Source organism: Paenibacillus allorhizoplanae (assembly GCF_927798215.1).
GTDB classification, from domain to species: domain Bacteria; phylum Bacillota; class Bacilli; order Paenibacillales; family NBRC-103111; genus Paenibacillus_E; species Paenibacillus_E allorhizoplanae.
The window spans coordinates 87,498-111,583 of sequence record NZ_CAKMMW010000015.1; the positions used below are offsets into that span (position 1 = coordinate 87,498).

17 protein-coding genes and 1 riboswitch are annotated in these 24,086 nt (G+C 45.4%); of the genes, 1 reads left to right on the forward strand and 16 read right to left on the reverse strand.

The window, feature by feature from the left end; genetic code table 11:
- Positions 1-48: 48 nt before the first annotated feature.
- The 9 genes from L6I86_RS22365 to L6I86_RS22405 all read right to left on the reverse strand — a co-directional run bounded on the left by L6I86_RS22365 (position 49) and on the right by L6I86_RS22405 (position 13,605).
- Positions 49-489 carry an SMI1/KNR4 family protein gene (locus L6I86_RS22365; RefSeq protein WP_236290656.1) on the reverse strand — a complete coding sequence of 147 codons (441 nt, stop codon included), beginning with the start codon at positions 487-489 and terminating at the stop codon, positions 49-51.
- Between the two features lie 18 nt (positions 490-507).
- Entirely contained in the window at positions 508-678 is a 171-nt protein-coding gene (locus L6I86_RS22370; RefSeq protein WP_338113429.1) for an HNH endonuclease, read from the reverse strand.
- 184 nt (positions 679-862) lie between these two features.
- Complete coding sequence (locus L6I86_RS22375) at positions 863-1,171, reverse strand: hypothetical protein (RefSeq protein WP_236290658.1); 309 nt, start codon at positions 1,169-1,171, stop codon at positions 863-865.
- A gap of 333 nt (positions 1,172-1,504) precedes the next feature.
- Positions 1,505-2,029, reverse strand: coding sequence for a hypothetical protein (locus L6I86_RS22380; RefSeq protein ID WP_236290659.1), 525 nt, complete (start codon positions 2,027-2,029; stop codon positions 1,505-1,507).
- Positions 2,030-2,055: 26 nt separating this feature from the next.
- A complete protein-coding gene (locus L6I86_RS22385; protein WP_236290660.1) occupies positions 2,056-8,277 on the reverse strand; it encodes a DUF6531 domain-containing protein in 6,222 nt (2,073 codons plus the stop codon).
- Positions 8,278-8,300: 23 nt separating this feature from the next.
- On the reverse strand, positions 8,301-10,244 hold the full coding sequence (locus tag L6I86_RS22390; RefSeq protein ID WP_236290661.1) for an S-layer homology domain-containing protein: 1,944 nt from the start codon (positions 10,242-10,244) through the stop codon (positions 8,301-8,303).
- Between the two features lie 50 nt (positions 10,245-10,294).
- Positions 10,295-10,387: riboswitch (cyclic di-GMP riboswitch) on the reverse strand.
- A 239-nt stretch (positions 10,388-10,626) separates the two neighbouring features.
- Positions 10,627-11,493, reverse strand: coding sequence for a sugar phosphate isomerase/epimerase family protein (locus L6I86_RS22395; protein ID WP_236290662.1), 867 nt, complete (start codon positions 11,491-11,493; stop codon positions 10,627-10,629).
- A gap of 5 nt (positions 11,494-11,498) precedes the next feature.
- Positions 11,499-12,785 carry a hypothetical protein gene (locus L6I86_RS22400; RefSeq protein ID WP_236290663.1) on the reverse strand — a complete coding sequence of 429 codons (1,287 nt, stop codon included), beginning with the start codon at positions 12,783-12,785 and terminating at the stop codon, positions 11,499-11,501.
- 124 nt (positions 12,786-12,909) lie between these two features.
- A complete protein-coding gene (locus tag L6I86_RS22405) occupies positions 12,910-13,605 on the reverse strand; it encodes a hypothetical protein (protein WP_236290664.1) in 696 nt (231 codons plus the stop codon).
- Between the two features lie 238 nt (positions 13,606-13,843).
- On the opposite strand from L6I86_RS22405, the gene L6I86_RS22410 reads away from it, so the two are divergent.
- The gene (locus tag L6I86_RS22410) at positions 13,844-14,476 is read left to right on the forward strand and encodes a DUF2306 domain-containing protein (protein WP_236290665.1); all 633 of its coding nucleotides are present in this window, start codon (positions 13,844-13,846) and stop codon (positions 14,474-14,476) included.
- Positions 14,477-14,531: 55 nt separating this feature from the next.
- Here the strand turns inward: L6I86_RS22410 and L6I86_RS22415 are convergent, their stop codons facing one another.
- The 7 genes from L6I86_RS22415 to L6I86_RS22445 all read right to left on the reverse strand — a co-directional run bounded on the left by L6I86_RS22415 (position 14,532) and on the right by L6I86_RS22445 (position 24,073).
- Positions 14,532-16,565: a Na+/H+ antiporter gene (locus L6I86_RS22415; RefSeq protein ID WP_236290666.1), complete on the reverse strand. Its 2,034-nt coding sequence runs from the start codon at positions 16,563-16,565 to the stop codon at positions 14,532-14,534.
- A 137-nt stretch (positions 16,566-16,702) separates the two neighbouring features.
- Positions 16,703-17,923, reverse strand: coding sequence for an ABC transporter permease (locus tag L6I86_RS22420; protein WP_236290667.1), 1,221 nt, complete (start codon positions 17,921-17,923; stop codon positions 16,703-16,705).
- 17 nt (positions 17,924-17,940) lie between these two features.
- Positions 17,941-18,654: an ABC transporter ATP-binding protein gene (locus tag L6I86_RS22425; RefSeq protein ID WP_057308850.1), complete on the reverse strand. Its 714-nt coding sequence runs from the start codon at positions 18,652-18,654 to the stop codon at positions 17,941-17,943.
- A gap of 680 nt (positions 18,655-19,334) precedes the next feature.
- Positions 19,335-19,565: a hypothetical protein gene (locus tag L6I86_RS22430; RefSeq protein WP_236290668.1), complete on the reverse strand. Its 231-nt coding sequence runs from the start codon at positions 19,563-19,565 to the stop codon at positions 19,335-19,337.
- Between the two features lie 83 nt (positions 19,566-19,648).
- The gene (locus L6I86_RS22435; protein WP_236290669.1) at positions 19,649-20,989 is read right to left on the reverse strand and encodes a glycoside hydrolase; all 1,341 of its coding nucleotides are present in this window, start codon (positions 20,987-20,989) and stop codon (positions 19,649-19,651) included.
- 186 nt (positions 20,990-21,175) lie between these two features.
- Complete coding sequence (locus tag L6I86_RS22440; protein ID WP_236290670.1) at positions 21,176-22,264, reverse strand: response regulator transcription factor; 1,089 nt, start codon at positions 22,262-22,264, stop codon at positions 21,176-21,178.
- Between the two features lie 18 nt (positions 22,265-22,282).
- On the reverse strand, positions 22,283-24,073 hold the full coding sequence (locus L6I86_RS22445) for a sensor histidine kinase (protein ID WP_236290671.1): 1,791 nt from the start codon (positions 24,071-24,073) through the stop codon (positions 22,283-22,285).
- Between the last annotated feature and the right edge of the window lie 13 nt (positions 24,074-24,086).

The window sequence follows — 24,086 nt, forward strand, 5'->3', positions numbered from 1 at the left end:
CTCATTGTGGTTGAACGATTTTCTTAAATTTGTATTACCTTATAACTTCTACACTTCATACAGCTTATTAATTAAGTCACTGAAAGAACTACTTATAAAAGAAATAGCTCTATCAGGGTTAGTAAACGCAATCTCATGATCCCAAAATACTACTTTTGGATTTTTGTTATTCATTCTGAAATCAAAACAAATTAGATTCCCAAATGGATCATCTGCTATAGGAATAACATCACTTGGTAGCCTGTCTTTAACATTCTCATAGGTAGTAATAATATAATTAATACTATCATGATTGAAACTCAACAAGTAACCAAAAACCGCTTCTTCATGATTTTCAAAATCAAATGAATCTGGTATGGGTGAACCCCCATGACTTTCACATGCAATATTGACATAATCATCTGGAAATTGAATGTTCCAATAATCCCCTACATTGACTATTTCATCTTTTGTAACCTTCTTGTCTGTAAAGTCCCAAGTTACATTCATTCTTTTGCCCTCCATCTTTTATTCATCAGTACCACCTCTACCTGTTCTTCCTGCCCTCCCAAATCCCCATATAGATCTGCCGCCAGAATGACCAGTTTTTGCATGAATATTTGCATCGACTAACTGCATCTTACCTGCAATTTGATGATGATGCCATGTATACATACGTTCATTTGAGGAATTTATTATACGGGGGTTACAAAGGTAAGTTCATTAGATTCTGATATAGTAATTCATTCGGCACTGGGTGGGGTCTCTTAAGAGAAAGTCCCCCACCCTACCCGCTCCAAATGTTTTTTTACGTCTCGAACGCAACAGCGGCGTACAAAAAGAAAACCACCCTACGATGGTTAATCGCAAGGTGGTGAGATAGCTAGTTTGCTTCTTTTATATGTTCTCTAATTTGTCTTGATCTGAGTAATAACTCGTTCACAAGAATCTCATTCTTAGGATCATCATATTTTTTAAAATTGATTTTCGCAAAATATTTACTCTCGATTCTCATTAGCTCTTTCTTTATCATCTCTTGACTCTCAGAATGTGATAAATTATAAAATTTATCAATTAGAAACCGTTCTTCGTCCAAATAATGTGTTCTATTAGAATATACATGGTCCATTATACTTATCATTTCGATTGCAAGATCAATAAATTTAGTTTCACTCGTATCGTTAAAAGACATATGTCCCCTCCCAGTTGTACAACCTGCTATCGTAACTATTGTGAAAATAAACAGGATAAAACCAAGAAACTTTTTCCCATATTATTTTACCTACTCCCTTTACCTCTTCCACTTCCACCTTTTCTCTTGCTCTTTCCATCCATATCAACGAAATAATACTCTTCCGCAAAAAATCTGGCTTCCCAAGTCCCAACCGTTATCTAGAGACTCGATCCTCATATACATGTCATTAGCATGTAATCAAGGATATTCAGGATTGTAAGGTGTATTATCATAATCAATAAAAAAAAAACCACCCTACGATGGTTAGTGTCGCAAGGTGGTTAGGATTAATCATTCAGAAAAATTATTCTTGATTGGTGGGCTAGGATTCCAACTTATTAAGTTGATATGGTATTTATTAAGCAACTCGTCTGCTCTTATTAATCTATTGCTCGTAAATTTACCGTCCCGACGTTCAATAAGTAAAGCATTGGGAAAACCGTGTCGATACCCCTCTGTATCTTTCAAATCACCCATATAATAGTCTGGGCTACCTGGAGAATAGTATATTTCTTTTGTTTGATCGACCTTTAGCAATGTTATTCTCTGATTCCCGCTAGCTAATCTATCTTTCCACTTACGATATTTTCCATTGGCTTCATCTGCACCAAATCCATCAAATTCACATATTAAAGTATCCTGAATGACCTTTCGCTCTCCGTTAATTTCATACTCCAAACGAAACGGAAATTCTCCGTATGTGATTTCAGGGCGCGGAGGATTCGGTCCCAAATGAATACCTATGAATATGAGAATCCAAGGTAAAGCAAAATACACTACGAATACAAATGCCACCAACAATGGAATGCCTAGCAATAAAAATATTTTCGCTTTCAGTTATATCATTCCTCCTTCAAAGCACTTATCACTGAATCCATAGAGTGATTAGCTACTGCCACTCTCGCTGCTTCCTTCACTCTATCAGAGAGTACCATCTGTCCATTATACCACTTCTTTTTTCTAACATTATTCTCATCAAAGAAAACCTGCTGTGGTAAATAAACCGTTGTCCCTGTTGGTACTTCACCAAAAAAATCGTTTAAAACTTCACCCGTAACAACATAATTCGTTACACTTGCGGTATAGTCAAGGTCACTTAAATCATATTCACTTAAGTCTGGTTTTGCGGGATTAAATGTAATAGCATTTTTATTATTGGCAACTGCATTTGCAACCGCCTCAGCTCCCCCTTTTGAATGACCTACCATTGTTATTTCACTATCTTTATTGTTAGCCACAAAATACGAAGATTCTGAAATCGAATCTTTCATGTCATCTGAATAACCAAATGGTTGTTGGAGATTGTTGACCCAATCTCCATTTTCGCTAGTGCCTTTGTTAACCAGTGCATATTCCGTTGATCCATCTGCTTTGACACTTGAGTATACACCTATTTTTAATCCCTCTTCATTTTTCAGGATGTCAATTATTGTCCATCTATCAGCAACTGTTTTTTCATTTATAACGTCATTATCTGTTGCACCATAAATGTTTTGCGCCATTAAAGCGGCTTCCATCAAGGTAGGCTTGTATCCGCTCGGGTCAATGTATCTTAACGGATTGTTCCACACATACGCAAACCCATTCTGACTCTGCGGATTCCCTAACGTCCCCTTATACGTATCCTCACTAACAAACCGCCCTAACTCCGGCTTATAATACCGCGCCCTTGCATACGACAGTCCGCTATTATAATCATACCCTAATCCCGTGTAACCGAAAAGGTTATCCGGTCCCGGCCAATTCATGTCGAACTTCTTCCCATCGGTCGGGATGCCGAATTCGTCGTAATGGTAACGGCTTGAGACACGGCCGTCCTTCTCAATCAGGCCAACTGCACTTCCAAGGGCATCATTCAGATAAAATAATGTCCGAGGCGCAACGCCTGGTTCAGCCCCCGCAGTACCGTCATGAGGGTCCCAACCGTTGTTGGCGTCGTAGGCTGGCAGATAGGTCATGGAAATACGTTCGCCACCAACCCCGTATGCATAGGTCTGTTTCCAACGGTAATAATCATTAGCGCCACTTAGCTGATCTTTATCTGTAACTTGAAGGGGTTCAGGATTCGCTAGACTTACATCATTGGTAAAGTTAAATTCCCAATGCTTCTTCTTGAATTCCTTCTCCCAGCCTTCGCGCGGTCCGCCTGGGTGCATGTCCGGATACGGTTCTTCAACTTGCCCGCACTTCTTAGCAAGACCCGGCGGAATGAAGCCTGGCGGCACTTCATGGCATTTGTTTGAACTGTTGCCATTTCCATTTCCATTTCCATTTCCATTTCCAATTCCATTTCCATTTCCATTGCTATTCCCTTGCCCGTTCCCACCATCACTGTGATCGGTCGGACCATGCTTCACATCTACGATCATTTTCGTCCGATTACCGTCACCATCGTAGAAGAATTGCGAGACATCTTGCTTCGCACTGCGATGCTGCTTCAGGCGATTCGCCGAATCCCATATGTATTCCTCGATAAGCTCAGGAGCAGATGAGGAAGCTGCTGCGCTAACACTTTGCAATGCAGGGCTAGTTCCATAGACGCCAGATGTAACCGCATCTGATCCGTATACTTGGTTAAGTACAGTTGAATTGAGCAGACTTGTTAGGCTCTCATCATCCTGTTCGATTCCCATAACGCGCAGCAGGTTACCCCGTGGGTCATAGGTGAAGTCTTTATAATCGCTCCCACTCTGCCAATGCAGCAGTTTATCTGCTGGATCATAGGTATAGTTCTCTGTGTTGGTTAATGAATCCCATACACTTTGCTTCGTTAGACGATTCCCCACCGCGTCGTAGCTGTAGTTCGTCAACGATGGCGTTTCCACTGTTTGAGAATTATATTGTCTCACTTGTGTCAATTGATTCAACGCATCATAGGCATACTCGGTAATCATCGAGTCCTGATGATCCTCGCTGTTTGAATCGTCTTCGTCGTTACCGTCTTCTACTCGCTCGAGTCGTGTCCGGTTCCCCACGGGGTCATAGGCATATTGCAAATGTTCCACAACTTTACCAAACTGGTTAGCGTGACGAAGATCCTGCACTTGACCTAGTGCATCATACTGATACGTACTCACGCCTTGTGTCGGCAGCTTCTTCTGCGTCAGCAAGCCACGATTGTCATACGTATAGTTTGTTGTCAGTCCACTTCCATCGGTGACACTTGTCATGCGGTCTAACTGGTCATATTGATACGTGACGGACGTCTGATCTGGGTATACAACTTTGCTGTGTTGTCCCGTTGGCGTCCATTCGTAGCCGACGGTCTGATTCGCTCCGTTTGTGACCTGCGTTAGTCGATTTAGGGCGTCGTAGGCATATGAGGTTGTACCTGTCGCATCCACCATCGTCGTTCTACGACCCAACAAGTCATGGGTGTATTTAACGTGCTGCTGATCCGGATATACAACGCTCGTTAAACGGTTGACCGCATCATAATCATAATGAGTCGCCTTATTATCTGGATATAGCACGCTCACCACATTGTTGTTGCTGTCATAATCCAGTTTCGTGGGTTGACCCAGCGGATTCATTTCCTGGGTTAATAAATGGCGCTGATTGTACTGATAGCTGGTTACTCGGCCTAGCGCATCCATTTTGCTTGTGATATTCCCTACCGTATCGTAATCGTACGAGGTGGTAGCCCCTAGCGCATTCGTAACGGATTCCAATTGCCCGATGGGATCGTACGCATAGGTGGTTGATTGGTTGTTGGCATCGGTGACTTTCATAACGCGACCCATCGGGTCGTATGCCATGGTTGTCGTGTATCCTAACGGGTTGGTGATACTCGTAACGCGTCCCAGTTTATCGTAGTTATATGAAGTGATCTTACCAGCTTCATCAATACTATGAACCACACGGCCCAATACATCGCGTTCCAAAGATGTCGTATGCCCCATCGGATCGACCGTAGCAACGAGAGCACCACGGACATCATACTGCAATTGCCAGACGGCGCCATTTGGCTTGGTGGTACTGGTCAGACGTCCTGCCTTGTCATATGCATAAGTCATAGACTGACCCAAGGCATCCGTCTGTTGGATCAATCGACCTAGCGCATCATATTGATACGTAGTTGCCGCTTCTAGTGCGTTACTATTCCGAATCAGTTGTCCTTGCTTATTATAGGCGTAGTTAGTGATACCGCCTGTTGCATCTTTAACCTGGACAGGCAGGTTACGTTCATCATAGTTGATTTCGGTGACACCGTGCTTCGGATCGATTCGTTTCGTGATGTTGCCAACAGCATCGTATTCGAGCGTTGTCGTTAAAAGTACTTCGTGGTCATCTTCGTCTCGATCCTTCACAATGATTGTGCTCGGGCGATCGTTAACGTCATATTCATATTCAGTGACTGCGCCACTCGCATCCTTCATCTGCTTCAATCTGTTCAAAGCATCATAGATGAACTCCGTCTCGTTTCCTAGCGCGTCCTTGATCTTCGATACCTTGTCAAACTGATATTGCAGGTTGGTCTCTGCTCCCGCCGCATCTTTGTGGTAGATCAGATTGCTATCCTTGTCGTATCGGAATTCCTCTAACTGACCCAGCGCATCTTGCTTCGCAACCACGCGATCCCGTGCGTCATATTGGATTCCACTAATTTGACCTAGTGCATCGATCATCTGCGTGACACGGTGAAGCGGATCGCGCTCCAGATTGCTCTTGGCACCAGATGGATCGGTAACCCATTTGGCAAAACCTTGAGCATCGTTCTCAAACGTTACATTCTCACCCTCGGCGTTTACAACTCCCGTGACGACGCCTTTTGCATCTCGCTGGATCGTATTGATCTCTCCAAGCGTATTCTCAATAGCAGTGACTTTGCCTTGATTGTCATAAGAAAGCAGCGTTGAATGACCCAAACTATCGATGATCTCCTTAGGCTGGTTCCACTCGTTGTATTTCATCGTAGTAATCGCACCTATAGGATCAATGGCTTGCTCCAAATTCCCATTCAAATCATAGGAGAAACGGCTTGTATGTCCATTCCGATCCGTACGTACCTTAATGTTATCCTGGTTATCGTACTCAAATCGCTCAAAGGTGCCATCTGGATATTCAATGGCGGTTTGACGTAGTCTTTCATCGTACGTGTACGTTTTGATTCGACCGAGTTCATCTCGGACTTTCGTCTGATGATTCTCAGTATCATAGGTAATGTAGCCTTTTACCCCACGGAAATCCGTCTGTTCTTTCACCTTTCCTTCTTCATTATAGACATTGACGAGCGAGGTCGTATCATTCGGATTGCGAATCTCGGTGATCCGATGGTTCTGATCATAGTCAAACTTCATCGTACCGCCGTCAGGCAGTGTTACAGACTTTAAGTCATGCTGATTGTTGTCATAAGTGTAACGAACCTCACGACTTGATTGATCCGTTATTGTGGCTATTTTACCCGCATCACCATATTGCAAGTTCAGCTCTGCACCATCCGTATGAATCCGGGTCAGAACCGTACCGCTATAACTCAAATGGATTTGAAGCTGATTGGGGTTCTTAATGGATAACAAAACGCCATCCTGACGGAATAAATAGCTCCAATGATTCGGCATTTCCATCAAATAGGTCTCGTCCGGCTGTTTGGTCAACGTGTTATACGTTCCAAAAGGAGGCTTAAACGTTCCATCCGCTTGCGGTTGATACTCATAGCTCGCACCCTCAGGCGTAGTAACGGCGATAACTTCACCTTCACGGCGCTCCAATTTCCATTCATAGCTATGATGCCAACCGTACCCTATAGCTCCATTAAAGGTATCTCGACTGTGGTACGTAATCCTCCATTCTAACGGGAATGCAGCTTGTAAACTTAAATTCGTATGGGAGAATACGAAATCCCCTGTTGCCAAGTTAATCGGATCTAACCCGATTGGTCTCGGGTATTTGGCAGGATTGGTTATTTTCTCAATATGAGTCAAATAATCCAATTCACCTGGCTGAAATGTACCTGCCCATTCCGGATCATAGATTAATAACTGAACTCCCTTGTCTAACAGACCAGGACAGCCTCCTGCAACTCCGAGGCAGGGTTTAAAAGGAATCACGTTATCTGTAGCTATTTTCTGTCCTTCAAAAACCATCTCTGGTACGGTCTTGGCAACATAAAAATAACCCGCCAAGGATTCCCATGTCACATTATAATCCCGTATTTCGTGCCGCAAAATGGCATACTGCGCTGATGGAGCAGACACCTTACCGTCCCGAATACGCTTTGCAACAGCTGTAATTTTGTAAATCTCATTTTCTTTCAGCTGAATTTCTGCTTCCCATTCCCCAACCAGACTGCTCGGGGTTTTGGTCGAATTCACAGGAAACGAGTTGAAGTAACTTGCATTAATGGAAAACCCTTGTGCCCACGAGCTTGATCTCTGCTGTGTCAAAATGCTTCCGCTTAATGGATCAAGTACCCTCTGAGTGGGGTCTTGGATCTGCTTATCCCCCTCGCGATACACTCTCGAATAGTACAAGGTAACTTCGGTCCCAATTTCAGCTAAGCCTCGAATTTTATGTGTTGTCTTGCGTCTAAGAGCATCTAAATGTGGATCGTTGTTTGCCGGATCATAGTTAGGCCGTATGTCTAAATGCGTCGGAGCAGGAGGGTTCGGATTGAACACCGTTATACTTGTATCTTGCTTCTCGCTTGGAAAATCCGTTGGTGTCACACAGACCTTGTACGCTCCATCCAACGCGTAATTACTTCCAGCCCCCGTTTCGACTTGACCGTCCCATGTCACAGAGTTATTGCTCAGAACCGGATAACTCTGTCCACTAACGATACTTCGGGTACCTCCGCCACAAAGCTCTACATTCGTAGGATGCTCGCTTTGAATCGGTTTACCTGTAATCGGATCACGAGCAGGATCTGTATATTCCCAGTTTATGCTTGTGGTTTCTCCATACACTGCATTGATTTGCGATGGAGAAGCCGATACCACTGTTGCGGCTTTCGCTCTCGGCAGCGCTCCTCCAGGTATAAAGGGTAATCCTGTAAAGAATATAAGTATGGAAAGTAGAAGCGATATCGCTTGCTTCCCTGTTGTTTTCGTTTTTTTCTTCATGAATTGGATTTCCTCTCTTTCCGTTATATCTTGTCTTGATTAATTAGTAATCGATAAATTACCATTGCCGCTTCCGCACGAGTCGATGTCGCTTGTGGACGAATGCCTTCCGCGCTTCCTTCAACAAAGCCAAGCTTCACTGCCAGTGCCGCATACCCCTGTGCCCAACTGCTGATCTCCTTCGCATCGGCAAAGGAAAGAGCATCCGTCATTTGATCCGCTTCCTTCTCTTTACCTACCGCTCGAATCAGCATCGCCATCATTTGCTCTCTAGTCAGCTCGGTATCGGGCAGAAATCCTTGATCTCCACCCTCTACCAAGCCTTGTGAAGCTGCAGCCTCAATCCATCCAGCTCCCCAATAGTCGGCGGGGACATCCGCAAAGCGTCCTTGAGCCGCAGCAGGTTTAAGCCCCGTTGCAGCTGCCAGCATTTTCGTAAATTGGGCGCGGGTAAGCTTGGCATTCGGTTGGAAGACTCCGTCCTCAACGCCGTTTAGAATTCTTCGCGCAGCCAGCACCTCAATCGGCGTCTGAGCCCAATGCTTCTCAACATCTTTGAACTTGGCATCGTAAAGAAGAACCGCAAATGTACCTTCCTCTTCGAACTTGCTCTGAACCTTTTTAGTCTTGCCGTCCACCTTTCCACCTTTAAAGCTCCATCCTTGATCCGGACTATACGTGTAAATGGCAAGCTTTTTTGTTTCGGATGGGAGTACCTCAGCATCGTTGTGGCTTAGTTGCAATTCGCCCGGTTGATAAGGCGGGGTCCCCCAATGAATGCGCCATACCCTTGACTTGAGCTGCATTGGCTCGACTGGGGATTGTGCTGCTGCTAAGGAAGTGACCTCCTGGAGCTCTACTTCCGTTTCGGCCTGCCACGAGCCTGGAACAAATTCAATCGAGATGCTGCCATCTTTCGATGTGACCACGCCACCCGCTGGACCAAGCTTTACTTTGATCGATGACTGAAGAGGAAGAGGAAGAGGAAGCGACACCCCCGTCTGGGGAGCAGCGAAATAGCTGGTTATGGATTCTGTTTTTACAGCAGAAAAATTCTCCGTACTAAGCAGCATATTACCCGTAAAGGCAAGCGGCACCTGATCCGACGTTCCTGATGAAATCTGTTTCACTTCGCCGCTTGCAACACTCGCCGACATAATCTGAGCAACACCGCCCTTATCTTCCATCCACGCCATATAGGAATCGCCTGCGACTAAGACTGCAAAATCGCGCGGTTTTGTCGTCAGGGGGGTCAGCTCTTTGACAACTGGATCGGATTCCGAAACATTGACCATCATATATTGGGTTGCTGTATCTTTTTGGTGAATAAACAGTCCCGCTGAACCGTTAAAAACAAACCAACTAACATAACCCGGCTGAGGTACAGAAGCAACTGTCTTCGTCTCGTGAGAAGCAATTGTATACAGCCCCAATGCAGGTTTATTGTATGGTTTAAACATAACCTTACCGTGGGAAACAATCGGAAAAGTACCTTTGCCAAATTGCTCTACATGATCTGTTGTCCAGTCATATATATACAGTTCGGAAGTTGCGTTATTGTTATACCAAGCAATGTAGCGTCCATCAGTAGTAGGAATGCTATGTGCGCCCGGATCAACGTTTAGCTTTTTCTCCACCCCTGAGGACAATTGATAACCATATACATTCCAATCAAATTGTTTATCTGGCGGCACATCCCGCTTCTCTTGCCATACAATCAACCCATCCTTTACTTTAGCTAGTCGCTTGGATGTGGGGGTATTCGTTATTTGCTTGGTTTCTTCGGTTGTTATATTTTTATAATAAATTTGAGTGTTTCCGGAGGTGTCCGAAGCGTTCCAAACTACTTCCTCACCGGAGTAATTAGCATCTCCTCCAGGAACGCTTAATGCAAAGGCTTTATTCCAATTCATCAATGAAAATACCATAAATAAAACTATCACTATGAACCATTTGCTAAACTTCATTACTTTTTCCCCCGTATCGTTATTTTTGCGCACCAAAAAACCAAGCTCTAAAGAGCAACCCGGCTATCATCCCATAATGTGACTTATGGATTAGACCCGTGGCTTTGCGTCTCCGCCTTTCGACGGATTTGCCTTTGTTCATTTTCACTTGGCTAGTAGGTAGATATACTCAACTAATAGTCTTAAAGTTTTATAACCCAACCCATAATATCCCAAGATTCCTCATAGTTCAACATTTTATTTGACATATGTGGAAAAAGGTTGAATTTTGTGATTAATTTCACAAAATTCAAGAGAAATATTAAAACTTGTTTAGAATAACAAAAGCCTTACTCGTTGCATACGAGTAAGGCCTTAAAGTCACACGCTTTATTGTACTCCCTTATTCCGCCGTAACACGTTTCCAGCAAGCTTGCGCCACATTTTTCAAAATCAAGGCTTGCTCCCACCGACTGGAGAGTTCCCGACCATCTTGACCCCTGATCGCATATGGTGCAGGACCTAGCTCGCAGACGAAAGGAAGCACATCACCAGGCTTAGCCCCTTGAAGCCAATAGCGCATCGCTTGTGTCCACCATTGCTCATAACGTGCCAGCATCGCATCCGAATAGCCAGCATCGACTTGAATTTGCTCCCCCGATGATAGTCGACTATGAATTGCTGACGTTCGTTGCAGCACCACATCAAGAAGAGGCTCCGCCTTTTCTTGCTTCTCCGTCATTTCCCCTGCCAGCACATAGTGGGAGATATCCAGCGTAAACCGCAGATTCGGCAGCGCTTGCGCGTATTGCACAGTACGGATTAGGTCTTGTGTAATTTTGCCGCGATGCGTCTCTACACAAAATGGCATGCTATGCGCAGCCGAGACAGCCGCGAGTCCACCTAGCAGATCAATAGCTTCTTCGTCTATCACAAAAGAGTCCGCCACCTGACCATTCACATACAGCATATCCATATCTGCGGCATGCTGAATATGTGCTGATAAGTCACCCGCGCTGAATGGGAAACAATGGGACCCAAAGCTCAAACTGTATTGGTTCAGCAACCGTTTCCACTCATCCCTAACATCTATCTCCGGCACTCTCGCCAGGATGCCAGTAAAGCCCGCGCCTGCAATACGCTCAAGCTTTGCCTCTAAAGAAAGCTCAGCTTCTAACTCCATCATAGCCCACATGGATTGATGAATTTCGAGCCGTGGAGGGCGATTAGAGCCATCATTGATCCTGGTTATATCGATTTTTCCCATCATTCGTATTAATAGCCTCCTAGGCTACCCGCCGGTTTATTTTTATTCAGATCACCATGCGCCTCCATGTACACGGCACGTTTCTTCACGGTTCGCTCCGCTTCTTCCTGTGCCGCACGCGCATCGCCGCCATGAACATCCTCAATCATCCAACGCTGTCCAAAGCCTGCATGCACAACCTCATCTGCCCAGTCAAAATCTTGAAACGTCGTCATAAGCGGATCCTTCGCGATATCCCGGCAGAACTCCCACTCCTCGCGCTTGCCTGGTGGATACTTCATTGCTGCCTTCTCAATGGCAATCGTCAAATGCGAATAAGCTTCAGTGCCCTCGAACAGCTGTGCTGTCATATCGTACCACCCCGTCCAGTTGGGGAATTGATACACATCGTACCCCTTCGCACGAAGTGCAGCCTCGCCGAACCAACTGTGGCGAACCTCATCCCACATATGCCTAGCCGTATCGCGGTAGAAATGCCATGGTTTGCCTTCGGTTGTGAAATGGACATAAGCCACGCCTTCCGCTGGAGACATCTCAAAATACCTCGACAGCATCATCGTCATGAATCGTCCTTCCTCATTGTCTGGAATGGCGAACCCTTGCATTTTCACAACATGTGTGCTGAAACGACTGTCCCGAGTACTGATTTGCGGCATGGCAAACGGCTCCGTTACGATCCTAGTAGATGGATCTACGGGAACTCGTTCCTCCCATCCTGTAATACCGCCCGCTGCTGCAAGCAGCTGTTCCACATACATTCTCCAATGCTGCGCTTGTTCCTTCTCCGTTTCCGATGCGGATTGCAGCAGATATTGAAGCGCCTCGCGCCCCCAGTCCATTTGCTCCTCGCGGTCGATGAGTTGATGCTTCAAGATATGAAGCGTAGGTTCATCAACGAGAGGCTGCGCTTTGCCTTTATAGGCATGAATGGCTGCAATTTGCGCAGGCTTCACCACGTCAAAGAGTGCCGTAAACAAACACAAAGTTGTTGCTGAATTCAGCACCGTTTGCATGAGCTCATTGAGCGATGCATCTGGACATTTATCGAATGCTACCGTGCTCATGCGCAGCTGCTTAATGCGATTGCGGAATTGATCGTGATGCTCCGCATCCTGCGAGCTCAAACGCGCAAGCCCTCCTTTTATTTCATATTCAGGTCTAGCCGCCATATGAGCAGCCTCAATTCGCATAAGTTGGCGATCGACATAAGCAATTCGTTGTAAGGTTTTGGCTGATTCCTCTACGGACATGCCGATACGATCCCAATCCTTGATTCCCATGAATGGATGCAGCATAAGTACCCCTCCAGTATCTTTGCACTATAATATGAACTTATGAACTAATCATAGTGGTATTTACTATAAGAATACATACATTGAATCACATATAAATTTACACTAAAATACATAACATTGCGGATTACACTTCCTCATTGGGCCCGATAAAACCTAGTCGGACGGTCATTGCCCATTTGGCAATTTTCAGCGTTTCAGCAATGGTCGAATAGGATAACATCGATTGTTTATCCGTTCCTTGCAACCCCCATACCACGACACTTTCATCTTGCAGGACTTTGACGCTCTGTTGTAATTTCATTTCACCTGTCATGCCAATCCCCACTGGTTTGTCTACCCTTACTGCAGTGCTATAGTAACCATTATGTTCGATGATTGCATATTCCAGCTCGCTATAGACAACACCGTTAGGATCTTGGCGATCCTTAAACGAATAGACAAAATCACCATCAAAATGGTAGTTCCCCATCTTGTCTTTGTCCTTCTCCATCATGATCATGCTCATGCCCGCTAACGTATTCTTCTTCACGCCATCATTCCAATAATCGAAACTAACTGCAAGCTTCTGTTGCGGCCCAACATATTGAAGTGCAATGGAACCTGACATCAGCCCCATAAACGGCTTCAGCTTTTCATTATTTTTACCATCAAATAACGGTTCAGGAGAAGCTGACCACGTTGAAATGTCTGATTTATCATCCACCTTAAGCTCAGGAGCACTCATAACTTTACGGCTTGAGACGTCATTCACAACGGCCCCAGTGATCAGACCTGCCAGTACGATGACTGAAAGTATTTGCGGTATTTTATTTGTACGCATTCCTATGCACCTCCACGAAGTTATAAATGCTTATATTTTAAAATAATACCACAATTTGGTTACTTCAGCGTGTGAACGATTCCCACCATCTTTCGTACTATTATGAATTTGATAAAAAAGGGAGTAATTGTTCATGACCCCTACTTTAGATTGTTTTAAGAAATAAATAAGCACCCGTTTAGATCTTCGATTTACAATAAGAGAGGAGTGAGTAAATTAACGGGGGCTATAGCCATATATGAGCAAAAAGCTAGGAATAATCTCGATTATCATCATTATTGCGGTTGCGATCGTGGCGATATTCCCTTATGTCACCTTAGATCCAGCGAACAGCCGCGTTTCGCTTGATGTGAATTTCCCGTTGCACTACATCGTGCTGACGAGTCATATTGCACTTGCTTTGGTTGCCCTGATCAGCGGCTTGTTCCAATTTCATGCACGCTTTCGCACCAACTATCCGGCCTGGCATCGAGCGCTCGGACGCATCTATATCTTCAGCATCATGCTTAGTGGATGTCTAGGCGTTGTCTTAAGCTTTTACGCAGAAAACTTCACGAAAGCCATGGCGTTCCTGGTCTTAAGTGTACTTTGGCTGATCACCACGTGGAATGGTTTCCGCTTTGCGGTCAAAGGGCAGCTCGCCCAGCATCGGATCTGGATGATGCGAAGTTATGCCATCACACTCGTTGCCGTATCTGCTAGGATCATCGTTCCGATCTGCATTCTCCTTTATCTAGCTATGCACGGGTTCCATCTTCCAGAAGGCGGCCGAGAGCAGATGGTTGCCGAGATTCTCAACATCAACGTATGGTTTGGTTTGATCATCAATCTTGTTGTCGTGGAATGGTATTTGCTTCGATCGAAAAAATGAGAAAAAGGGCTTTCCACCTAGTGACTAGGGGAAGGCCCTTTTCTATAAGTCCGTTCTACTTCTCGCCATTGTCCAAAATAAGCATTTCCTCATAATTGATCGCTTGCAATAATTCAAGAACAGTTCCGCTTGAGATTTGATTAGCCTCTTCCAACTCTTGGATCCCATCCCGCTTCATCTGTACACTTCGTAATTGAACAATCCTTAGTTGATGTAGGAAATCGACTTCCGAATGCGCGCTTAAAAGCTTACCGTCATGTTTCTGACTGCGAGCGTAATGTTGGATAACGAGCAGCGCTTCTAACTGATGCTTCGGCGATTGCTGTTTACGAATGGCTGTAACCGCTGCCTCTTGCAGCTGCTTCTCAATCGATTGCAGCTCTTCAAACATCTCTGTGACGGACCTAAATCTCTCTGGGAGCCCTTCTCTTCGGTGCTGCTGAATCTTACGGTTCAGAAGGCTCAGCTTTAATCTAACCCAGAGATATTGCAGCCTTGCAAGAAAGAACGATTCCGACTGCGGCTGATGCAATAAAGTAAATACAGACTGCAACTGCGGCGAAATGACACCTTGCGCAATCAATTCCGCCAACCTAGCGGCTTCGGCTGTTCGCCCAATTTGTTGAAGTTCACGAATGTAAGGCCCCGATACTTTGACCGTTCCATAACAGTCCATACGTATTTGCTCCTCTAGCTGTTGAACAACCGCGAGAGTAGCATCGTAGTTATCCTCATTTTTCTCCGATTTGAGCGCTTGAATCGTTCTCTTAGCCAGCAGAATACTTGCTTCTTTCAACGACAAGGCTGCCTGGTCGGAGGTTGCCGCGGTGACTGATTTTCCAATAAACGGCATTGCGAATGTAGCAGCTAACATGCTGATTAAGATTACACTGGCCGAAATAAACAAAATCGTATGGCGCAGAGGGAAGGCCGTCCCATCAGATAATTCAAAAGGGATTGACAACGCCGTTGCTAACGTGATCGTACCGTGGACACCGCAAAAACTAGCCGCAAGAGCAAAGCTCCTTCTACTCGTATAGGTATTTGTCTCTGTCGTCTTTTGATTAGAAGGAACGAATTCGTCATGAAAAAGATAAACCCAGATGAACCTAGCCGCAAATAACGCCGCGTAGATCGCAACCGCTAATCCAAGCTCCTTCCAGATAGGAGCCTCACCACTATGAACTAATCCTGTTATAACCTCTGGCAGCAATAAGCCAAGCAAGGCAAATACGAGTCCATTCAAAATGAAACTTAGCACAGACCATGTATTGGTCGAGATGATGTGCAGTTTGGTCGTTGTTTGCTGTAACCGATCACGCTCTAACCCGTGCACAATCCCCGCAACTACGACGGCCAAGATCCCTGAAACATGAATTTCCTCAGCAACTAAATAGATCACGAACGGCGTCAGTAACTGAATAGTGACAAGCGAGTTGACTTCTTCCAGACCTTTTTTTCGTAAAAATAGCCTGAAATTCACCAAGACTGCACCTAGTACGAGCCCCACGATAATCCCACCTATGGCGACTAGCAGAAATTCCCAAGCTGCTGATCGGACCGAGAAGACGCCTGTCATTACAACACCTAAAGCTACTTTAAAGGAAACAAGACCTGCCGCATCGTTAAGCAACGACTCACCCTCTAGGATCGGCATTAAACCTTTGGGGAACGTCCTTCCCCTAGTCATCGACTTCACTGCAACAGCATCTGTTGGAGACATGACAGCCGCTAGAGCGAATGCGACGGGTAGTGGCATCGCAGGGATCAAATAATGAATAAAATATCCGATACCTATGACGGTAATGACGACAAGCCATAACGCCATAAGCAAAATAGGCTTGCGGTACTCCAGCAATTCTTTGCGCGAGATGACACGGCCATCTCCAAATAAAATAGGCGCGATGAGACAGACCATAAAGGCCTCTGGTTCAAAATCGAAATCCGTAGGAACGAATGGCAGCCATGACACCAAAGCTCCTAAACCAATTAAGTAAAAGGGCAACGGGATTCGGGGATAGCGCTTGTTGAGCAGCGTAGCTGTTACGATTACTGCTGCCACAATGAATAAAGGCAACAAAAGTTCCATCAAAACTTGCCTCTCTTTCATTTCCTTGTAGAGGGAATTATTGGGTAGCATCCGCTATAATCCCTTGTTCTATCCCAAGAGAAAAGGAGCAGCCAGAACATCCTGACTCCCCTTTGATTCCTTGCATAAAAACCTACTCAATACCAACTTGTAAACACCGAAGAAGTTCCATACGTTAGCGGCACCGCTACTCCCATCATCACAATCGGTCCCCACCAAGTAAACATTGAGATGCCTGCTACTAAGCTAATGACCATCATCGCTGGCAGCACTAAGATCGGAATGGCTGTCTGAATGGCTTGGTGTTTCATCGGATCTTGAATCGGGAATAGGGACAGGAATGGCGCCGTCAGTTCATCCTTGCAGAACGATTTGCGCCAGAAGACAAGCAAGACAGCCGCAAGAATCCAGACGAGAATTTTAATCGCACCTGGCAATATAAACAGAGCGCCACTGATGACAATAACAAACTGTATGGATTGCCGCCATTGCAGACCATTTCGGAAATACGATTTCACTAATAGCTCAGCAATGCCCGTGCCAGCGCCTTTTCCTTTGAGCAATCGCTGCGATCTGCTGAACAGAAGCGGATATCTGCGGGTTGGTTTTCTTTTGCGCTCCATCACACGGATTAACATGAGAGAAACGATCCGCATCCGTGCATCACGTTCGCGCGCGACATCCGCGAAGAAGGTACCTTTTTCACGCAGCCGTGTCCGAGTTAGCAGCAGGAAAGTACCGGCCAGTAACAAGATGACTAGCCAACTGTACAGAAGTTGATCCCTGATCTCCACAACTAACCATTGGAATACGAATACGCCTGCTGCAAAAATCACAATACGAAGCAACCATAGCAGGAAGCGTTGGAAGCGAAGCGCTATCAATTGTCGAATGAGGCCGATGTTTAGCTTCACCACGTAGGTTAGCAGCCAAAAGCACACGACCTGCGCGATGCTAAACGAATAAACAGGTACTAATAGTGGTAGGAAAAGAAGCGTTACTAGCAACGACGTAACCCCTTGTAGCACCACCGAATACCGATAGCCGAGATGCATGAGATGTCGAAACCAACCTTCATTTTGCCGGAGAAACAATTGATCTCCTTCTTCAACAAAGTAACGTAACGTGCCTAACCATGTGAATATGTAAAAAAGTGTAGCCACCGTATGTATGGATATCCCGTTTAACCAGGCAGGAGGTGTCATGTACCACGCATAATAGTGATAGCCCGCCACGATCAGCAGAGGAATGACGAAATAAATGGCGATGACCCAATCGACGGCCATGCGTAAGGCCCGATACTGAAATTTCAAATCTGAGCGTACTCTGCGTGTAAAAACCTGGAAACTGCTATTCAACCCACTCACGCCCCCTCTCATAGTAAGGAATGGAAGCAGTCGAACAGAGTAGCATCCGGCATGTCGCATTGTTTTTGAATGTCTTGCAGGGTACCGTTCGCAACCAATCTGCCACCAGAAAGCAGTACAAATGAACTGCAAATCCGCTCCGCCGTATCTAACACATGGGTACTCATCAGAATGCCTGCCCCACGCTGCCGCTCCTCTTCCAGCATCCCCAAGAAATCCTTGATCGCCTTCGGATCTAGCCCAATGAAGGGCTCGTCCACGATATACACATCGGGTTTATTCAAAAAACCAAGAATGAGCATGATCTTCTGTTGCATCCCTTTGGAAAATTTCCCAGGTAATTGATGCTTCTCATCTAATAGGCGGAACCGATGCAAGAGATCGTCAGCACGCTCTAAGAACACAGTGCGATCTAATTCATATACCGATGCCGCGAACTCCATGTGCTCCCACAACGTCAACTCATCATACAGAATGGGATGCTCGGGAATATAAGCGTAGCTTTTATTTTCACCCATGAAGGAGATTTTGCCTTTAAAATCCTTCAACAAACCAAGTAGGCTCTTGATTGTCGTGCTTTTGCCGGCACCGTTCGGACCTAACAATCCCACGAGCTCCCCTTGCCTCACTGTAAAATGAATCCCCTTAATAATATCCGGCACCTCATCGTAGCCGGCCTGTTCAATGTACACATCTAAAACCGCTAATTGTTCATCTGACATTCCGCGACTTCCCTTCCATCCTAATCATGCAACCTATTCACATTGCTTTGCCATCATCGTATCATGAAAGTTTACCCAAAGTATGAAGTTTAGATAAAAACGAGAAAAAACCTTTAAGCGCGGTCACCCTTAGACGAGCGTCCGCGTTAAAAGTTGTCTAACACACATGGAGCTTACACGTATTGAAACCTAACATGAAAAGACTAGTACCATCTCAAAGCAACAGGCAGACATTGGATAAACAAAACAAGGTTCTTCATGTGTTTCATCATCGTATTCACCCTTTCAAAAAGACATAAAACGCCTATCCTGTGGTAGGATAGGCGCCATTGCCTCGAATATTAGTTGCACATCGTCGTGCGGTTAATTAGAGTATACTTTCAGAATAATTATATGTCAAGTATCATAACACGAAAAATGGAATAGCACTGTTTATGCTGACAAAACCACTTACGTGTCACTTAACATAACATATTTATGATTGGATTTTTTTCACCAACATATCCGCAATCAGATCATCTTGTCCAATTTTCTCGCAACTCTCTGGGCACGGTTCGCTGCTCTAAGTCGATTTTTTCGACTATCTCGGCTACGGCAGGGGCTTTTGAAATTGCCTGATAATGCAAAAAAAGACCCTCACCCAGCCAAAGCTAGGTAAGGATCACTATTCATCCATCGATTTACTGCTGCATCTCCTGAACGCTGTAGCTATTGATGACCGCCGCCGCAAAGGTTACACGATTGTTCCGGAAATAGTGATATAACAGACGAGCCTCGGGACACTCTTCGTCATATCGGGGAAAGTTCAAAAAATCATCCGCCGTCCAACCTTCGCTACGCAGGCTCTCAATGGACTCTGCAATTTTGCTAGGAATGACAGGTTTGAATACAGTTGTCGCCTCTGTTGTCATCGCCACACGCCACCTTTCACTTGAATCTATCATTCTAGTAAAAGGATACCCACATCTAGCAGCGGTTAAACGTCACTTCCCGCTTAAAACTCCACATAGCTCGTCACGGACTTGCCAGGCAGCGTAACCGTAATAGCACCGCCAGTCACAACCATATCCGTTAATTTGGCCAGATCCTCGGTAGCACTTGTTCGTCTTCCTGAAACATTAGCCATCGTCAGACCGCTAATCGTCGTCGTGATGGCCGACGTGCTGTTATTGATCAGCACAACAGATACACGCCCCGTCCCATTCTTCCCCCCAATAGCAACAAGGTTGCTGTCGCTCGAGGATGCCAGAATGCGGGTATCGTCCGGACGCAGGTAACGGCTGAATTGCCCCATAACATAAAGCCTTTTATTCACTGTATACGAATTATTGGCCCCTAGATTAATGAGCCCCTCTCCGGAGGTGCTTGCAGCAGGATTGACCGCCCACCAGTACAACCAGCCTCTCTCGCCTCGCTTCAAATCGGCGGCAATCATATTCGCCCACTTCAACCCATCCGTGATGCTCGGATCATTGGCGGTTTGGAAATTGCTAACCTCTGTCGCGATCAACGGTTTACCATAATGGTTCACATCGACATACGTACTGTAATCATGTACCGAGACAAAATCCAGTTTCGTCCGTGTCGTTTCACTGAAACCGTTCATATAGTTGTTGGAAGCGGTTCGATTCGAGCCCTCTGGTGCTCCAACCAATACGCCTTGATTCAAGCTGTGAACCGCATCAGCAACCTTCGCAGATACTTGATCCAGTTCACTATTCGTATACTGCGTCGACGCATAAGGCGTCGCTAAATCGGGTTCATTTTGCACACTGACCCATTTAATATTAAATCCGAATACATTCCGATATTGATTCACGTACGTCTTCATGTAATTGGCGAAATTATCATATTGCGAGGTGCTCAGATGCCCGCCGTTATTCGGCGAACCATTCGTTTTCATCCAGCCAGGGGGACTCCAAGGCACCGCATAGAACTGATTCATCCCGCGATTCTTCGCTTCTTGGGCGAACCATCTTTGATGCAGATCTGTGTTCCAATCCGTCACACCTGAAGACGGCATGAACGTCGTTTGCACAGCATCCTGCGCAGCCGTATAGGGATTGATCTCCATCCTGACGATCGACAACCCTGCGTTAGATGCATCCGTGCGGAATAGTTTATCTAGAATTTGCCCTTGCGTTGTTGCATTGTAATTCGTTTTCAACTCATTCACCGGGTGATTGGCTGCGGCACCGAATCCCCAAATCGTTTGGTACGTCGTGTCTTTGTACAGCGTCACCGTACTTGCTGCCAATGCCGGAGGAGCTACGCTCACCAACATCGAAATCGCTAACCCAATTACACCATAAACCTTCTTTCTGCGTGAAATCATTCTGCATGCACCTCTTTACTCAAATTTGGCCCACGTTCAACCTCCCTAAATTTATACTGAAATCGCTTTCAAAACACTGAGGTAAAAATGCTTTTTACTGCACGAATGCGATGCAAATGCGGCAAAGTGCTCGCACTGTGCCCGATTCGTGCTTACTCTTTGCCTACTACTTGCCCACTCCGTGCCTTATTCACCTCCAAACCGGTCCTTATATTCCATCGGGTTCAAGCCATGATATTGTTTGAAGATACGCGAGAAGTGAATGCTGTTTTCGTACCCAACTTGTAGGGCAATCTCGTAGCTCTTCAAGGAAGAAGTGAGCAACAAGTCCCGTGCTTTGCGCATTCTAACGTTGACGCAATACGTCCAGATCGTCATCCCTGCCTGCTCTTTAAAAAGCTTCGCTAAATACGAACGACTCATCGCAACATGATCCGCTAGCTCTTGTAACCCCCAATTCTCCGCATAATGCTCTTCGATATACCGTTTGACTTGGTCGACGACGCTCTCTTTCTGCAGGTTCTTCGCTTTGCGCGCGCGATCCATCAGAATATTGGCCGCTTGTTCAAGCCTTCTCACTGCACATAATCGGAAATACTGCCGCACATCGGAGTGCTTCAGGCTATGCTCGCCAAGCTCGACGTCCTCACCTTCCTCATACTTCACGTGGATGTCCTGCTTCTTCAACTCTTCGATGACCAGTGATGTCCAAGCCATGGACAGCTCATTTAAAATCTCATAACTTCCTTCCACCCACGACTCCAACATCGCCAAGGTGTCTACGATAATCAGCGGCTGACCGTGCAAATAAACCGATAACACCATCTCCAGCCAGCTGTCTAGCATCGGCTTATAGACGGGCAGCTTGTGCAGCAGAAGCTGATTCGCCTCATTACGCCGGCTGCTGCGGATGCGGGCGCTGGCCTTCCTGACAGCCTCTTGCAAGAGGCTGCTATCCATCGGCTTCAGGACATAATCGACGGCGCCAAGCTCAATACTCTTTTTGGCATATTGGAAATCATCATAACTTGAAATCACAATACAGATCATCCAAGGATACAGTTGATTAATTTCTTTCATTAATTGCAGCCCATCTACGAGTGGCATCCGAACATCCGTCATGCAAATGTCTGCGTAATGATCCTTGAGCCAATCCAGCGCTTTTTTTCCATTCGGGAGCGTTCCGGATACGGTAACTCCTTCCATTTCAGACACTTGGATAGCCAAACTCTCCCGAATCAAATCTTCGTCGTCTACGATGATTAGTCTATTCATCCGCTTGTACTCCCCTTTCTACGTATCCAAACTATCTTGTAAAGGCAATAAGACTTCAACAACCGCTCCCCCAGAAATGGGATCATTAAAGAACGTAATCGTAGCTTCCCCCGCATAAAACATATGCAAACGGTAAACCAGATTCGATAAACCTACTTGTTTGTGCCGGTACTGATGGACGTGTGAATCCGCTTGCTCCTGCGTTAATCTGACTAACGTCTCCGACGAGAAACCAGGTCCATTATCAGCAACGGTGAGAAGCAGCTTGTCCCCCTGCACGACTTCCCCGCGAATATGGATATGTACGGATTCCCCTGTCGTTTCTCTCCCATGCTTAATGCTGTTTTCCACCAGTGGCTGCAGAAGTGCTTTCGTACAGATCGCCTGCAAATGCTCCTCAGGTACCTCAATGCAATAGGTGACTTCATCTTTGAATCTGACTTTCATGATCGTCAAATAATTCTCCAAGTGCTTGATCTCTTCTTTGAGAATCACTTTCATATTCTTGAAATCCGATGTGTAGCGCAGCATATTGGAGAGATTAACAGCTACATGCCCAATATGCGTTTGCTTAGCAATGACAGCCATGGAATTGATCGTTTCGAGCGTGTTATATAAAAAATGTGAATTAATTTGCGACTGAAGCGCCGAAATCACAGCCCGATGCTGCAAAACACGCGTCTCCGCGTGATCATGAATGGATTGCTCCAAATGACCGAGCAAATTATTAAAGGAGATACTCAAATCAGCGACCTCATCGACTCCCTCTACCTCAGCCCGCAAATGGAAGGAGCTCGTCAATTGCATCGCTTTCATCATTTTACGCAAACCTAGAATCCGTCTTGTAATAGAAGAAGCTGCAAAATAGGTGAGCAAAACCGAAATAATCAACGCAGATATCGCAATAACAATCGTGACATTTCTCGTGTAGTTAATGCTTTGGGCAATTTCCTGATAGGGAAGAATCGCAATAATTTTCCAACCTGTCATCTGAATCGTTTGAAAAATGATGAGCTCTTTTCCCGTTTTGTCGAAAACTGAACCCTCCTGCTGGTCTTTCACCGCTTGAACAATATGGTCATCCATATGCCCCATCACCTCTGCGGAATGAGAATGATGAATAATCGTACCGGCTTGGTCCATAACGAAGGCTGAGCCCGTGCTCGCAATATTAATTTGAGACATGACACTCTGAGACGGCTTCAGTGAAATATCGATTTTCAAATAACCGTTACTCAACTGCTTAAAAAGAGTCAACACGGGGATCTTCATTTTCTGATTCGCTGCATCAATGTAATTCTCGGAAATGCCGGTTATAAATTTGACCTTCTCATAATTGCCGCTTTGGGCGAAATAAGGTTCATTTTTAATCGAGTATTTTAAGGGAAGGGCGTACGTATTGACGAAATGCTGCTCATTCCCGTTAGGGTTATACAAAGAGACGGACAATACCTCTGGATATTGCAAAAATAAGCGATTCAAATAGTTATCCTTGATTCTTTCGTACGTACGAATGAGTTCAGAAGAAACATTTGGGGACGAGACACGCATCCAATCCCGAACTTCGAGACTGTTGCTCAGCATAAGAAAAGCTAACTCGTACTCCGAGTAATAACGATTTAAGTTCATGTTAGCTTGCCTGAGGACTTGCATACTCAGATGATCAATATCTTTGCGGACGGAACTCTTCGTCTGGATATAACTAGAAATACCAATTGTTGAAACTGTAAAAATCAGAATAGTGACGATGATGGAGATGAGCCGCCATTTCAGGGAACGCTTCAGGCTCTTGACCATATAGTTAATCAAATTGATCTCCCCT

Excerpts from the sequence above, each read along its gene's own strand:
- L6I86_RS22365 (WP_236290656.1), bottom strand. The coding sequence starts at position 489 with ATGAATGTAACTTGGGACTTTACAGACAAGAAGGTTACAAAAGATGAA.
- L6I86_RS22375 (WP_236290658.1), bottom strand. The coding sequence starts at position 1,171 with ATGTCTTTTAACGATACGAGTGAAACTAAATTTATTGATCTTGCAATC.
- L6I86_RS22385 (WP_236290660.1), bottom strand. The coding sequence starts at position 8,277 with ATGAAGAAAAAAACGAAAACAACAGGGAAGCAAGCGATATCGCTTCTA.
- L6I86_RS22390 (WP_236290661.1), bottom strand. The coding sequence starts at position 10,244 with ATGAAGTTTAGCAAATGGTTCATAGTGATAGTTTTATTTATGGTATTT.
- L6I86_RS22395 (WP_236290662.1), bottom strand. The coding sequence starts at position 11,493 with ATGATGGGAAAAATCGATATAACCAGGATCAATGATGGCTCTAATCGC.
- L6I86_RS22400 (WP_236290663.1), bottom strand. The coding sequence starts at position 12,785 with ATGCTGCATCCATTCATGGGAATCAAGGATTGGGATCGTATCGGCATG.
- L6I86_RS22405 (WP_236290664.1), bottom strand. The coding sequence starts at position 13,605 with ATGCGTACAAATAAAATACCGCAAATACTTTCAGTCATCGTACTGGCA.
- L6I86_RS22410 (WP_236290665.1), top strand. The coding sequence starts at position 13,844 with ATGAGCAAAAAGCTAGGAATAATCTCGATTATCATCATTATTGCGGTT.
- L6I86_RS22415 (WP_236290666.1), bottom strand. The coding sequence starts at position 16,565 with ATGGAACTTTTGTTGCCTTTATTCATTGTGGCAGCAGTAATCGTAACA.
- L6I86_RS22425 (WP_057308850.1), bottom strand. The coding sequence starts at position 18,654 with ATGTCAGATGAACAATTAGCGGTTTTAGATGTGTACATTGAACAGGCC.
- L6I86_RS22430 (WP_236290668.1), bottom strand. The coding sequence starts at position 19,565 with ATGACAACAGAGGCGACAACTGTATTCAAACCTGTCATTCCTAGCAAA.
- L6I86_RS22435 (WP_236290669.1), bottom strand. The coding sequence starts at position 20,989 with ATGATTTCACGCAGAAAGAAGGTTTATGGTGTAATTGGGTTAGCGATT.
- L6I86_RS22440 (WP_236290670.1), bottom strand. The coding sequence starts at position 22,264 with ATGAATAGACTAATCATCGTAGACGACGAAGATTTGATTCGGGAGAGT.